This is a genomic window from Agrobacterium salinitolerans, assembly GCF_027498475.1.
Classification (GTDB): Bacteria; Pseudomonadota; Alphaproteobacteria; order Rhizobiales; family Rhizobiaceae; genus Agrobacterium; species Agrobacterium salinitolerans.
In genome coordinates, this window is record NZ_JAPZLN010000001.1 from 1,131,645 (window position 1) to 1,143,908 (window position 12,264).

Below are 12,264 nucleotides of genomic sequence, written 5' to 3' on the forward strand. Positions count from 1 at the left end.
GGCGGTCTGACAAGTGATCTTGTGATGCGCAGGCTTATTTTGCTTGACGGCCAGTCTCCAGCCTTTCAGCGATCCACAATTTGACAAGCGATTGCCGGGTCACACCGAGACGACGTGCTTCGTTGTCGAGATCGTTGACGACCCACGTCGGAAAATCGATGTTCACGCGCTTGGGTTCGATGTTCAGATGGCGCGCCGTCGACCAGTCGAGATATTCGCTGATGTCTTCGCCGTCATCGGCCATCCTGTCGAATTCTTCTGCGCTTATTGTCTTCATAATGATACCTCTCTAATTCTCGGACACGTCGCACGGAAATGATGCGAATACGGCCACCCCGCACTGTATGGACAGCCAACCACAACTTCTCGCCGAGAAGTGCGATGAGGGCGAACCGCTCTTCTCCAATATTCTGCGCTGTAACCGTCAAACCGTATTTATCGTGCCACAATGCCTGTGCATCGACAAAATCGATGCCGTGTTTGTCTTTATTGCCAGCGCTCTTTATCGGATCAAATTCGAATACCATAGGAATATAATATAAAAACTATACCATTTCCACCATCTAACCACGCTTCACCACCCGCTGCAACGCCATCATCAGCCCGCCACCGATCAGCCCCCAGAAGGCTCCGGAAATACCGCCGAAGGAAAGCCCGGACGCCGTGATGAGGAAAGTGATGGCCGCCGCCTCGCGAGTTTCCGGCTCCCTGAACGCCGCGACAGCCGAGCCGGAAAAGGCGCCAACCAGTGCCAGCCCCGCCACCGCCTGAACGAGGATGGGCGGCGCCAGCGCCACGAAGGCGGTGACCACGCCCGCCAAAAGACCGAAAATAATATAGCCGACACCGCCGATGATCGCCGCCCAGTAACGCCGCGTTGGATCGGGATGGGCGTCCTCGCCCGCGCACATGGCCGCCGTAATCGCCGCGAGATTGACCGCATGCCCGCCAAACGGCGCAGAGAGCAGCGAGAAAAAGCCGGTCGAGGCGAAAAGCGGTCCGGGCTGCGGATTGTAATGATTGACCTTGAGCACCGCGATACCGGGAATATTCTGCGAGGCCATGGTGACGATGAAGAGCGGCAGCGCGATGGAAACAACCGCGTGGAGACTGAAGACAGGCGTTACCCACTCCATCGGCGGCGTCAGCGATTGCGCCACGCTGTCCAGCGCACCCGCCGGAATGTCGACGCCGAAAATCATCACCAGCACGAAGGCGGCAAGGGCGGCGGGCACAGCGAACAGCCGTTTGAAGGCTCCCACCACGATCCAGGCAAGGATGATGGGCAATCCAAGCGCCGGGTTGAAACCGATTGCCTTGATGGGCGCGAAACACAGGCCGATGATGACGCCCGAAAGCATGGCGTTGGCAAGCGGCGCAGGAATGGAGGCGACAGCCTTTCCCAGCGGCCTGAATAGGCCCGCGATGATGATCAGGATGGCGCAGATGATGAAACCGCCGACGGCCGCCGGAAAGCCGCCCTCAATAACGCCGGTGGTCGCAAGCAGCGCAGCGCCCGGCGTCGACCAGGCGATGCTGATGGGAAGCCGGGTGGCGGCGGAAAGGATAATGGCGCAAAGCCCCATTGCTACCGAAAGCGCCATCAGCCCCGACGCCGCCTCGAAATCCGTCGCACCGACAGCTTTCAGGCCCTGCAGCACGACGGCGAAGGAGCTGGCGAAACCGACAAAGGCGGTGAGGCAGCCCATGAACAGGCTCTGGACGGAAAAATCTTTCAGCATGAAGCACTCTGCGGCCTGCTGCCTGTCGCAAACAACCGCAACGGTCCACATTGGCGACAGGCAGAAACAAAACTGAAGCGTGACGCGCGAATCCGGGGATGGCGACACGCTTCGGATGAAGCGTGATTATATTCAGGATCAAAAAAGACGCCGCTTGGCAAGATGAGCCGCCAGACTTCAGGTACGGCGGAGCGGAAAACGTCATCAAAGTTTAGCGGCGCGGCGCTAATCCTGCCTGCATCACGACCGATCATGCACAACAAGAGGGACCCTTGCCATGCTCCGCACCGTCACCATCGTCGCCTGCTGTTTTGCAGCTCTGCCGGCCGTAGCCCAGACCCCGCCGCCACCGGCGTTTCTGGGCCAGATCGTCGTTCCATCGGGTCTTTCCATTGATGGCGTTACCTTCGGCGGCATTTCCGATCTCGCCTTTGACAGCGAAACCGGACGTTATCTCGCAATTTCCGATGACCGCGTGGAAAAAGGGCCGGCCCGTTATTACGAGCTGGAACTGGCCGTGACGGAAGGCGCCGCCACGCTCAACATCGCCGCCACGCGCGAACTGAAGGATGAGACTGGCGCCGCTTATGCGCCGAAGGGCATCGATGCGGAGGGCGTCGCGCTCGACCGCAAGGGCGGCAAGCTCTACTGGTCGTCCGAACGCGACCTGAAGAACCAGCCGGCTCTCTACGTCGCGGACCTCGACGGCAGCAATGTGAAGCGGCTGGAGCTGCCGGCCGCCTATCTCGTCGACGACGCAAAGACCAAGGGCGTCCAGAACAACCTCGCTTTTGAAGGCCTGACCCTGATGCCCGGCCGGCTGATCGCCGCCACCGAAAATGCTCTCATCCAGGACGGCCCCAAGGCGACGCCGCAGGCGGGCAGCCCGGCCCGCATCCTCGTCATCGACACGGCGACGCTGAAGCCGGTCGCCGAGCACGTCTATGTCACCGAGGCAATCTCGAAGACGCCGACGGCCGCCGAGCCGAAATATAACGACAACGGCCTTTCCGCCATCGCCGCACTGCCGGATGGTCGTTTTGTCGCCGTCGAGCGCAATTTTGCCTCCGGCGTCGGTAACCACATCCGCTTTTTCATCGCCGACATGTCCCGCGCCGACAATATTCTCGGCAAGGACAAGATCGATCCGGCATCCGTGGCCGCCGTATCCAAATCACCCTGGTTTGAAATCAACGAAGGCGATTTCGGCCTCGATATCGATAATATCGAAAGCTTCGCCTTCGGCCCGGTGGTGGATGGCAAGCAGCTCTTCGTCATCGCCTCCGATGACAATTTCAACACGGGCAAGCAGTTCACCCAGTTTGCAGCTTTCGCAATTCCCGCCAACCTCAGTCAGTGAAATCCGCCAGAAGCGGAATGCCGGCTCTTAAACAGCTCAGAGCCGGCATCGGCAATTATTCCGAGAGGCGTCTTCACCAGCGAAGCAGACGTGAGCCGGCAAAAGCGCCGACGATGCCGGTCACCAAGATGCCCAGCGAATACCAGATCAACACGAAAGCCATGCCGTTTTCGGTGCAGAACCACGAATAGACCCAAGCTCCGGCCGCACCCGCGGCAATGCCTGCGGCAAATCCCGCAAGCGTGGGATCAGCGGGAGCCGAACGCTTGAGAACCGCAAAATTCGCCATAAACAGCGGCAGTGCAAAAGCAACGATGAAAAACGGGCAATGCAGCGCCGACGACCCGATAATAAGGGTGCTGTAGGTGCCGGGCACGGCAAATCCGAGTTGAACGAGCGCGATAAGCGCCATGGCGACAAAAATCAGCGCAAGCCACACAAACAGGAAACCCCGCTCGCCTTCCGGCCGCGCAAGCCGCATGACGGCGAAAAAGGCAACCGTGGCAAGAACGGCGTTATAGGCGGATTTGACCCAGAAACCCGGTTCGGTCATGGCGTCACTCATGTCGACGCGAAGCCCCAGAATGGCCAGCATCAGCACCAGCGAAAGGCCGAGCGCAGGCAAGACGGCGAACGCCAACCTCCGCTCCAGCGCGAAAGCGGCAACAGGTTTCAGATCGCCCGCCAATTGTTCGATGATGTCTTCCGTCTTCTTCACGTGTCCCCCCGCAACTTTGCCGCCAGGACTTTCAGCGTTCTGTGAATACCGACCCTCGCCGCAAGCTCGGTCTGGCCGGACTGTTGCGCCGCTTCGGCAATTGAGTGACCTTCTAGCTTCACCCTTCGAATGAGATCCCGTTGCCGTTCCGGCAGTTCGTCGAGCAACCGCTCCACATCCATGCGGGCTGTGACCGCGTCAACAGACGGTTCCGCCTCCAGCGTTTCATCAAGTTCGACTTCCGCCAACAGGCGCGCACCCCGGCCCCGATAGTGATCGATGAGCTTGTAGCGCGCTATCGAAAAGAACCACGCCGTGAAAGGTCGCGCACGATCATAGGTCTCTCGTTTGGCGTGAAGCGACAACAGGGTTTCCTGCACAATATCTTCGACATCGCCTCTGGCGGCGGCGGCCATGCGCCTGCCGTAATAGGCGATCAGCAGCCGTCTCAGGGCATGAAGCAAATGCCTGTAGGCACCTTCGTCCCCATCGAGGGAACGCAGCATCAGCATTTTCAGTGTCTCTTCCGAAGGGCTGCCTGTCATCGTCACTATCGGGTTATTCGCGCTCGGGAGGATATTGTTACATGGTGACTCAAAAAAAATCTCGCTCGAACTTGCCCTCACAAGCACGTGAAGATGCAACGGCCGGCCCAAGGCCTGCGACATGATGAAATAACACCGACCTTAAACGAAAAGCCCGCACCGGCTTCCACCGATACGGGCTTTCTCAACTGAAAAATCGAAAGCTCAGAGTTCCGACTGGCTCTCGACGATCTTGCCGACGAGGCCGTAATCCCTGGCCTCTTCCGCGCCGAGCCAATAATCGCGATCGATATCCTTGGCGATCTTTTCTTCGCTCTGGCCGGTGGCCTTGGAGAAGATCTTGATCAGGCGCTGGTTCATCTTGATGATTTCGCGGGCCTGGATTTCGATGTCGGAGGCCATGCCGCGCGTACCGCCGGAGGGTTGATGCAGCAGGAAGCGGGTGTTCGGCAGGCACAGGCGCCGTTCCTTCGGCACCGAAACGTAAATCAGCGCGCCGGCGGAAGCGACCCAGCCCGTGCCGATGATATAGACCTTCGGCTTGATGAACTTGATCATGTCATGGATGGAATCACCCGATTCGACATGGCCGCCCGGCGAATTGACATATACGCGAATATCGTCGTCGCTGGCGGCGGCAAGGGCCACGAGCTGCGTGCAAACCTTCTGCGCCAGTTCCTGCGTGATGCCACCATAGATGAAGATCGAACGCGACTTGAAAAGATTCGCTTCCGTTTCCTTGCCGATCGGCAGTTCCTTGCTCTTGTCGTCTTCGTCTTCGTTCATCAACGGCTCTCTCCAGCAAAATTCGTGCATGCCCTTCGGACATAGTGCGACTTGTTACGTAAGGCAATGAGCGAAAAAGGCAAGGTTTGCCCTCCAACAATAAACAGCACCACCGGCAGATGACGCATGGACAGCCTGTCTGCCTTCGCGATATCGTTGACGCCTCATTACAGCGCCGCCGGCTGCGGGAAGCCCAAGATCCCGTTGCGGGCGGTCATAATCTCAAGAGGGAACCATGCTGAAAAGACTAAGCCTCGCAGCCGCCGCGCTGGGCGTTACCGCCCTGCCCGCTTTCGCCCATTTGAACCCGGAAGAACACGGCTCCGTCATGGCCGGCGTCTCCCACCCCTTCTTTGGTGCGGATCACATTCTGGCGATGGTGGCCGTCGGCATCTGGGCCTCGCAGATCGCCGTGGCGCAGAACGACCGCAAGGCGCTGTGGATCGTGCCTTCCGCCTTCGTCGGCACCATGGCCGTCGGCTTCCTGATGGCGGTTTACGGCATCGGGCTTCCCTTCGTCGAACCGGCCATTCTCGCCTCCGTCATCGGTCTCGGCCTGCTCGTCGCCATGGCGACAAGGCTTCCCACGGCAGCGGCGGCGGCCGTCGTCGGCGCTTTCGCGCTTTTCCATGGCCATGCCCATGGCGGTGAACTCGGCAGCGCCGGCGCGCTTCAATTCGGCATCGGCTTCATGATCGCCACCGCCATCCTGCATGCGGCCGGCATTGCGCTCGGCCTCGGCATTGCCCGTTTCGGCTCAGTAGCCAGCCGCACCGTCGGCGCCTTGACAGCGATTGCGGGTCTCTCGCTCGCCTTCGGCGGCTGACGATCATTACCGAAATTTAAAATTCGGGCCGCTTTGAAAAGCCGGAATTGAGGCCTACCTCCTTATCGTGGATTTTCGCTTCACGGTAAGGAGGCAGCATATGTCACCGGAAGAAAGTCAGCTTCTCAAGGGCCTGTTCGAAAGAACCAGGGCCGCATCCGCCACCCCGCGTGACCGCGAGGCGGAAACATTGATCGCAGACGCCGTGCGCGATCAGCCCGCGGCCCCCTATTATCTCGCCCAGGCGGTCATCGTTCAGGAAAAGGGACTGGAAGCGGCCGCAGCCCATATCAAGCAGCTCGAAGACCGTATCCACGCGCTGGAAAGCGGCAATAGCGCCCCACAGGCCGCAGCGCAGGGCGGCTTTCTGAGTTCCATCTTCGGAACCGGCCAGTCACAGCCGCCAGCACCGACACCCGTCCCTGCCCCGCAAGCCTCATGGCGCAACGATACCGCCGGCCAGACGGCGGGTCCCTGGGGATCGCCCGCAGGCCAGCAACCCGGCGGCCCCTGGAGCCAGCAGCCCGCCGCATTCGGGCGCACATCAGGCGGTGGTTTTCTACAGGGGGCGCTCGGAACCGCCGCGGGTGTCGCCGGCGGCATGCTGCTCGCCAATTCGTTGAGCGGCATTTTCGGCGGCCACATGTCGTCGCTCGGCCTTGGCTCTCCCTTCGGCGGCAATAGCGGCATCGGCAACGCGCCAGTCGAGGAAACCGTCATCAACAATTATTATGGCGACAGCGCCAGCCCGCAAAACAACGACGATGACGATATCCAGCAGGCCGATTACGACGACAACGCCGACGATGCGGATTTCGATTCAGGCGACGACGGTTCGTTCGCCTGAATCATCGATCCCGACAAAGCCGGATCAGCCGCGACCGCGATAGGTGGGAACGCCCTGATCCGGCAGCCACACACCTTCAGGCGCCGGTCCGGTCTGCCAGAAGACGTCGATCGGAATGCCGCCACGCGGATACCAGTAAGCGCCGATGCGCAGCCATTTCGGCTGCAGCAGCTCCACCAGCCGCTTGGCAATATAGACCGAGCAATCCTCATGGAATGCGCCGTGGTTGCGGAAGGACTGCAAAAACAACTTCAGCGACTTGGATTCCACCAGGAAATCACCCGGAATATAGTCGATGACGATATGGGCGAAATCCGGCTGGCCGGTCATCGGGCAAAGCGATGTGAATTCGGGCGCAGTGAAGCGCACGACATAATCGGTGCCGGCATTGCCGTTCGGCACTTTTTCGAGCACGGCCTTTTCCGGGCTCTCAGGCGTATCGACCTTCGTGCCCAGCTGCGACAGGCCGGAAACATCCGTCACGGACATGGAAAACTCCTGTTTTTCAAACAATCACTTTGACGCCATGCGCCTTTTCGCCCTCAGGCTCGACGTGAATGGCAAGGCTGGCGCCGGGTATGACGTCCCTTATGGCATCTTCGAGGCGGTCGCAAATATCATGCGCCTCGCGCACCGTCATGACAGCAGGGACCACGACGTGAAAATCGATGAAGGCGGCCGAGCCGGCGCGACGTGTCCGCAGATCGTGTACGCCAATCACACCGCCGGAATGTTCGGCGATGGCCTTCTTGATCGCCTCGTCCTCTTCCGGCTCCACGGCCCGATCCATCAGCCCGCCAAGCGAATGCAGAATGACCTTCGATCCCTGGAACAGGATGTTTATGGCCACCAGAATGGCAAGCAGCGGATCGAGAATGGCGTAGCCCGTCAGCAATGCAAGGACAAGGCCGACGAGAACACCCGCCGAGGTAACGACATCCGACATGATGTGGTGGCCATCGGCCGCAAGCGCGGGTGAGGAATGTTTTTTGCCGACGCGAATCAGGATTATCGCCCAGACAGCATTAACGATACCGGCCACGGCATTGATCGCAAGACCAAGCACCGGCGCTTCCGGCAATCTCGGATTGAACAGAGCGCCCCAGGCCTCCTGCACGATCAGGAGCGCGGCAACGACGATGAGTACACCCTCCACGACCGCGGAAATATATTCCGCTTTATGGTGGCCGAACTGGTGGTCGTCATCGGCCGGCTTCTGCGCATAGCGAATGACGAAATAGGCGATGAAGGCCGCGACCACGTTCACGGTCGATTCCAGACCGTCCGATAAAAGCGCGACCGAGCCCGTGACCCACCAGGCCACGAGCTTCAGGCCAAGGACGCCGAAAGAAAGCGGGATGCCCCAGAATGCGAGCTTGCGAACCAGCGCCCCGCCCGGCATATTGCCTTCATTGTTCATTTTCTGCCCCCATGCGGATGCGAACGAATTGCATCATCAAGTGCCAAAACGCACGAACCGCGCGCACGGGGTCTCCGTGCGCGCGGTTCGCTATTTGCGCGTTCTATCCTTCAAACGGAGAACAAGGTCAAGGGCCTTGAGCCCTCGTCCAAAACGTCATGCTTCGCTTTTTTGCTCGCAGAAACGAATGCGGTTGCCAAACGGATCGGTCACTTCCATCACATCGCCCCATGGCAGTTCTTCAACGCCCGGCTTCATGAAGCGATAGTCCGTCGCCGCCAGTTCCTGTTGATAGGCGTGAACGCCGTGCATGGTGACGAAGATGTTGGAACCCGGCGTCGCATCCCCATGATGGCCGCTGAGGTGAAGCCCCATTCCGGCTCGTGAAACCTGCAAATAGAGCGGGAAATTATCGCCGAATCGGTGTTCCCAATCGACCCCGAAACCGAGAAAATCGACATAAAACTCCCGCGCCTTGGCCTCGTCGAAGATCCGGACAATCGGGAACGTCCGTCCGAAGCCGATGTCTCCAAAAATCTGTTTCCCGGCGTCGCCCATGCTGCCTTGACCCATTTTCGGCCGCAAAAATGAAACCGGCCGCACAGGTGCGGCCGGTAGGATCAGCTTATTCGGCTGCGACGATCTTGCCGTCCTGCCACTTGAAAAGCGAGAAGGCCTGCGAGGTCAGGTCGCCGTTTTCGCCGTAGGTCACCTTGCCGATTGCGGTCGGGAAAGCATCACCGCTTTTCAGGGCCGTGGCGACGGCTTCGGAATCCTTGGCGCTTCCGGCCTTCTCGATGCCGGCCTTCAGCACTTCAACAGCGGCATAGGCGTTGAGCGTGAAGGCTTCCGCCGGAATGTTGGCGGCCTTCAGCGCTTCGGCAGCGGCCTTGGAATCGTCGTTCTTCAGCGCGTCGGAAGCGTTGGTGAAGATCGTGCCTTCGCCAGCCTGCGAGCCGATGTTCCAGAACTCGCTGTTCGACAGGCCGTCACCGCCGATAACGGCAGCCTTGGAGCCGATATCCTTCAGCTGACGCACCAGAAGACCCGCTTCCGGATGGTAACCGCCGAAATAGACGATGTCGACATTGTCGGACTTCAGACGGGCCGTCAGCGCACCGAGATCCTTTTCGCCGGGCGTCAGCGCGTCGTAGAGCACTTCGGTCACGCCGCCGGCGTTCAGCGTGGTCTTGAAGGCGTCTGCCAGACCTTTGCCGTAAGCGCCCTTGTCGTGAATGATGGCGATCTTCTTATCCTTGAGGTTGGCGAGAACATATTTCGCCGCAACCTCGGCCTGCTGGTCGTCACGACCGCAGGTGCGGAAAACGTTGGAAAGGCCGCGGTTGGTCAGGCCCGGCGCGGTCGCCGTCGGCGTCACCATCAGCACGCCGTTTTCGGCAAAGACATCCGATGCCGGAATGGCGACGCCGGACGTCACAGGACCGACGACGAAGTGGATGCCCTCGGCAACAAGCTGGTTGGCCGCGGAAACGCCCTGCTTCGGCTCACCGCCGTCGTCGGCAAGCTTCAGCACGACCTGTTCGCCGAGGATGCCGCCCTTCTTGTTGATTTCATTGACTGCCGTCTGGGCGCCGTTCTTCACCTGGTCGCCATAGGCGGCGACAGGACCGGTGAGCGGCGCAATCAGGCCGATGACGATCTCGGCATGAGCAAGGGGTGCGAATGCGAAGGACGCTGCAAGCGTCACGCTGGTCAATGTCTTCAGTTTCATCCTGGTGTCTCCTTAAAGGGGGTCGCGGGACCCGGTGAGCGCCATGGGCGCCGACCGAATGAAACTATCGGACGCCTCCCGGCGAAAACTCGTTCCATTTTTGAATTCCGAGCCTTCCACTCAACTCATACGGAAGGTTTGATGATTTATGCAAGTCACCTTTGCTGGATTAGCTCTATTAGCGGTAAATCAATCGCCGGATCGACCGTGATTGCGCCATCGGAAAGGACGCATCGGCTTTCCGTAAACGCTTGGCGTTTGGTCGCCGCTGGAGGATAATACGCCATGATCGCAGCAGATGAAGAATTTCTGACGGGCCTGCCCGTCTTCCGGCATTTTGAAGATGTGGCCGACCCGACGCTTTATCGCGCCCTGCCGCCGGGATGGGGGCTGGCCATGGCCGATATCGTCGATTCGACTTCGGCCATCGGCACCGGCCGCTACAAGGCCGTCAATATGGCGGGTGCGGCGGTCATATCAGGCGTATCGAACAGTCTCGGGCGTCACGACCTGCCCTTCGTTTTCGGCGGCGATGGCGCCGCCGTCACGGTGCCGCCCCAGGGGCTGCCTGTCGCACGAACGGCACTTTCGAATGTGCAGCGTTGGGTAAAGGACGATCTCGATCTTGCCATGCGCGTGGCGCTGGTTCCCATCGAGGATATTCGTGAGAATGGTTTCGATATTCGCGTCGCGCGCTTTCAGGCAAGCGAGGATGTTTCCTACGCCATGTTCTCAGGTGGCGGCAACAGCTGGGCGGAAGCGCGGATGAAGGACGGGCAATATGCCCTGCCTGCCGCAGAAACGGGCGAACGCCCCGATCTCACCGGTCTTTCCTGCCGCTGGAACCCCATTCCGGCAACCCACGGCAAGGTGGTGTCGATTATCGCCGTGCCGGGACCGTCGCGGGACATGCCGGCATTCCGTCAGCTGGTCATCGATCTCGTTGATCTCGCCGAGCAGGATGCAAGACACGGCCACCCCGTGCCGGAGGATGGGCCGAAACTCGGTTTCGTGCGCGAGGGTCTTAGCCTCGAAGCCCGGGCTGGCGCTGCCTATCACGATGCCTGGGGCAGGATGCGCCGCTCGTTTCGCATCCTGGGTGAAAGCTTCCTCGTCAATCTCCTCGGTTTGACCAAACTGTCGCTTGGACGATTTAATGCGGATCGTTACAGACGCTCGGTCGCCAGCAACACCGATTTCAGGAAATTCGACGACGGTCTGAAGATGACCGTTGATATCGACGCCGCCCGACTCGAAAATATCCGCGCGCGGCTGGAACAGGGGCGCCTGTCGGGAAGCTGTTATTACGGCCTGCACGAACAGGATACCGCATTGATGACCTGTATTGTTCCATCTCCGCTTTCGAGAGACCACATGCATTTCGTGGATGGCGCCGACGGCGGATATGCCGCTGCAGCAACCCGCCTCAAACAACAGATACAAACGGCTGCGCCGGTATGAAAACCGCGCTAATACGCAGCCCCGATCCCTGTGCCGGAGGCAGCCGCGGGAAGGCCGCTGAAAAGAAAAACCGGCGTCGTGCGCCGGTTTCAATTGGGTGATGCTGCCGGGCCTTAACAGGACCTTGGGATCAAGCCGCAGTCTTGCTGCTTTTCTGCGCCTGGCAGTAGATGTCCTCGAGTGAAGCAAGGATCTTCTTCACGGATTCGGAGTTGCTGGAGTAATAGATGGTCTGCGCATCCCGTCGTGTCTTCACCAGTCGCTGCGCACGCAATTTCGACAAATGCTGCGAGAGAGCGGACTGACTGAGGCCAACCTGAGAAGCGAGAACACCAACAGGCACTTCCGTATCCACCAGCGTGCACAAGATCATCAGGCGCTTTGGGTTCGCCATCGCTGAGAGCAAGTCTGCAGCGGCGATGCTGTGTTCCGACAGAGATTGATTATCCATACGCTCAAGTCTCCTGATGACAGTCCGAGAGACGGTCATGGTGGCAATAATAGGTGTTCTAAAGGTGTTTTTATAATTCGGTCGATACGTTGTATATACCTAAATCTTGCTTATATCGCGCCCCTTCCAAAGACTATTCTTGACCGATTATTTACTTAATAAATTGTGATTAATTTATCGGCGTTTCGCCTGATTTTATGAAAAATATAATAAAATTATGTATTAGAAATAGCATCCATAAGAAATAAGAGATTAAAAATTAAGCACTTCAATACCAACGCTCGATGCCGGATTTTGACGCCACAATCTATTACCACCTTAAATTTAATAGCGAACCAAAGAATCTAGATTAACATTGCGCAATTTTCGCCGAATT

Annotated in this window: 15 protein-coding genes; 4 read left to right on the plus strand and 11 right to left on the minus strand. The window is 59.0% G+C overall.

Features of this window, described 5'->3' with window-relative positions; genetic code table 11:
* Positions 1 to 34 precede the first annotated feature (34 nt).
* From brnA to O9X91_RS05495, 3 genes are read right to left on the minus strand one after another with little or no spacing between them, the layout of a single operon-like run.
* Entirely contained in the window at positions 35 to 277 is a 243-nt protein-coding gene (brnA, locus tag O9X91_RS05485) for a type II toxin-antitoxin system BrnA family antitoxin (RefSeq protein WP_020808480.1), read from the minus strand.
* A complete protein-coding gene (locus O9X91_RS05490; RefSeq protein WP_142911745.1) occupies positions 234 to 527 on the minus strand; it encodes a BrnT family toxin in 294 nt (97 codons plus the stop codon). The genes brnA and O9X91_RS05490 overlap by 44 nt, the downstream gene beginning before the upstream one ends.
* Before the next feature lie 36 nt (positions 528 to 563).
* Positions 564 to 1,742, minus strand: coding sequence for a benzoate/H(+) symporter BenE family transporter (locus O9X91_RS05495; RefSeq protein WP_269833990.1), 1,179 nt, complete (start codon positions 1,740 to 1,742; stop codon positions 564 to 566).
* A gap of 277 nt (positions 1,743 to 2,019) precedes the next feature.
* On the opposite strand from O9X91_RS05495, the gene O9X91_RS05500 reads away from it, so the two are divergent.
* Complete coding sequence (locus tag O9X91_RS05500) at positions 2,020 to 3,102, plus strand: esterase-like activity of phytase family protein (protein ID WP_142911747.1); 1,083 nt, start codon at positions 2,020 to 2,022, stop codon at positions 3,100 to 3,102.
* A 73-nt stretch (positions 3,103 to 3,175) separates the two neighbouring features.
* On the opposite strand, the gene O9X91_RS05505 is transcribed toward O9X91_RS05500, so the two are convergent.
* From O9X91_RS05505 to O9X91_RS05515, 3 genes are all read right to left on the minus strand, one after another.
* Positions 3,176 to 3,820, minus strand: a complete 645-nt coding sequence (locus tag O9X91_RS05505) for an NrsF family protein (protein ID WP_142911748.1) — start codon at positions 3,818 to 3,820, stop codon at positions 3,176 to 3,178.
* On the minus strand, positions 3,817 to 4,332 hold the full coding sequence (locus O9X91_RS05510) for a sigma-70 family RNA polymerase sigma factor (protein WP_162520318.1): 516 nt from the start codon (positions 4,330 to 4,332) through the stop codon (positions 3,817 to 3,819). Before O9X91_RS05510 ends, O9X91_RS05505 begins: the two co-directional genes overlap by 4 nt.
* A 237-nt stretch (positions 4,333 to 4,569) precedes the next feature.
* Positions 4,570 to 5,151, minus strand: coding sequence for an ATP-dependent Clp protease proteolytic subunit (locus tag O9X91_RS05515; protein ID WP_077981551.1), 582 nt, complete (start codon positions 5,149 to 5,151; stop codon positions 4,570 to 4,572).
* A 235-nt stretch (positions 5,152 to 5,386) separates the two neighbouring features.
* Between O9X91_RS05515 and O9X91_RS05520 the strand changes: the two genes are divergently transcribed.
* Together O9X91_RS05520 and O9X91_RS05525 are read left to right on the plus strand one after the other, a co-directional pair.
* Positions 5,387 to 5,977: a HupE/UreJ family protein gene (locus O9X91_RS05520; RefSeq protein WP_269833989.1), complete on the plus strand. Its 591-nt coding sequence runs from the start codon at positions 5,387 to 5,389 to the stop codon at positions 5,975 to 5,977.
* Positions 5,978 to 6,077: 100 nt separating this feature from the next.
* The gene (locus tag O9X91_RS05525; RefSeq protein ID WP_142911750.1) at positions 6,078 to 6,824 is read left to right on the plus strand and encodes a DUF2076 domain-containing protein; all 747 of its coding nucleotides are present in this window, start codon (positions 6,078 to 6,080) and stop codon (positions 6,822 to 6,824) included.
* 24 nt (positions 6,825 to 6,848) lie between these two features.
* Here the strand turns inward: O9X91_RS05525 and queF are convergent, their stop codons facing one another.
* From queF to O9X91_RS05545, 4 genes are all read right to left on the minus strand, one after another.
* Positions 6,849 to 7,313, minus strand: a complete 465-nt coding sequence (queF, locus tag O9X91_RS05530; RefSeq protein ID WP_137410785.1) for a preQ(1) synthase — start codon at positions 7,311 to 7,313, stop codon at positions 6,849 to 6,851.
* A gap of 16 nt (positions 7,314 to 7,329) precedes the next feature.
* Entirely contained in the window at positions 7,330 to 8,244 is a 915-nt protein-coding gene (locus O9X91_RS05535; RefSeq protein ID WP_137410786.1) for a cation diffusion facilitator family transporter, read from the minus strand.
* Between the two features lie 156 nt (positions 8,245 to 8,400).
* Positions 8,401 to 8,802 (minus strand): glyoxalase superfamily protein, encoded by a 402-nt coding sequence (locus O9X91_RS05540; RefSeq protein ID WP_269833988.1) that lies wholly within the window; start codon positions 8,800 to 8,802, stop codon positions 8,401 to 8,403.
* A gap of 67 nt (positions 8,803 to 8,869) precedes the next feature.
* The gene (locus O9X91_RS05545; RefSeq protein WP_077981545.1) at positions 8,870 to 9,976 is read right to left on the minus strand and encodes a branched-chain amino acid ABC transporter substrate-binding protein; all 1,107 of its coding nucleotides are present in this window, start codon (positions 9,974 to 9,976) and stop codon (positions 8,870 to 8,872) included.
* Between the two features lie 285 nt (positions 9,977 to 10,261).
* Between O9X91_RS05545 and O9X91_RS05550 the strand changes: the two genes are divergently transcribed.
* Complete coding sequence (locus O9X91_RS05550) at positions 10,262 to 11,437, plus strand: DUF3095 domain-containing protein (RefSeq protein WP_269833987.1); 1,176 nt, start codon at positions 10,262 to 10,264, stop codon at positions 11,435 to 11,437.
* 130 nt (positions 11,438 to 11,567) lie between these two features.
* Here O9X91_RS05550 and O9X91_RS05555 read toward each other — a convergent pair whose 3' ends face one another.
* Complete coding sequence (locus O9X91_RS05555) at positions 11,568 to 11,888, minus strand: ArsR/SmtB family transcription factor (RefSeq protein WP_006314636.1); 321 nt, start codon at positions 11,886 to 11,888, stop codon at positions 11,568 to 11,570.
* Positions 11,889 to 12,264: the final 376 nt, after the last annotated feature.

What these genes read in the sequence shown, in the direction of transcription:
- brnA (WP_020808480.1), bottom strand. Translation starts at nt 277, where the DNA reads ATGAAGACAATAAGCGCAGAAGAATTCGACAGGATGGCCGATGACGGC.
- O9X91_RS05490 (WP_142911745.1), bottom strand. Translation starts at nt 527, where the DNA reads ATGGTATTCGAATTTGATCCGATAAAGAGCGCTGGCAATAAAGACAAA.
- O9X91_RS05495 (WP_269833990.1), bottom strand. Translation starts at nt 1,742, where the DNA reads ATGCTGAAAGATTTTTCCGTCCAGAGCCTGTTCATGGGCTGCCTCACC.
- O9X91_RS05500 (WP_142911747.1), top strand. Translation starts at nt 2,020, where the DNA reads ATGCTCCGCACCGTCACCATCGTCGCCTGCTGTTTTGCAGCTCTGCCG.
- O9X91_RS05510 (WP_162520318.1), bottom strand. Translation starts at nt 4,332, where the DNA reads ATGCTGATGCTGCGTTCCCTCGATGGGGACGAAGGTGCCTACAGGCAT.
- O9X91_RS05515 (WP_077981551.1), bottom strand. Translation starts at nt 5,151, where the DNA reads ATGAACGAAGACGAAGACGACAAGAGCAAGGAACTGCCGATCGGCAAG.
- O9X91_RS05520 (WP_269833989.1), top strand. Translation starts at nt 5,387, where the DNA reads ATGCTGAAAAGACTAAGCCTCGCAGCCGCCGCGCTGGGCGTTACCGCC.
- O9X91_RS05525 (WP_142911750.1), top strand. Translation starts at nt 6,078, where the DNA reads ATGTCACCGGAAGAAAGTCAGCTTCTCAAGGGCCTGTTCGAAAGAACC.
- queF (WP_137410785.1), bottom strand. Translation starts at nt 7,313, where the DNA reads ATGTCCGTGACGGATGTTTCCGGCCTGTCGCAGCTGGGCACGAAGGTC.
- O9X91_RS05535 (WP_137410786.1), bottom strand. Translation starts at nt 8,244, where the DNA reads ATGAACAATGAAGGCAATATGCCGGGCGGGGCGCTGGTTCGCAAGCTC.
- O9X91_RS05540 (WP_269833988.1), bottom strand. Translation starts at nt 8,802, where the DNA reads ATGGGCGACGCCGGGAAACAGATTTTTGGAGACATCGGCTTCGGACGG.
- O9X91_RS05545 (WP_077981545.1), bottom strand. Translation starts at nt 9,976, where the DNA reads ATGAAACTGAAGACATTGACCAGCGTGACGCTTGCAGCGTCCTTCGCA.
- O9X91_RS05550 (WP_269833987.1), top strand. Translation starts at nt 10,262, where the DNA reads ATGATCGCAGCAGATGAAGAATTTCTGACGGGCCTGCCCGTCTTCCGG.
- O9X91_RS05555 (WP_006314636.1), bottom strand. Translation starts at nt 11,888, where the DNA reads ATGGATAATCAATCTCTGTCGGAACACAGCATCGCCGCTGCAGACTTG.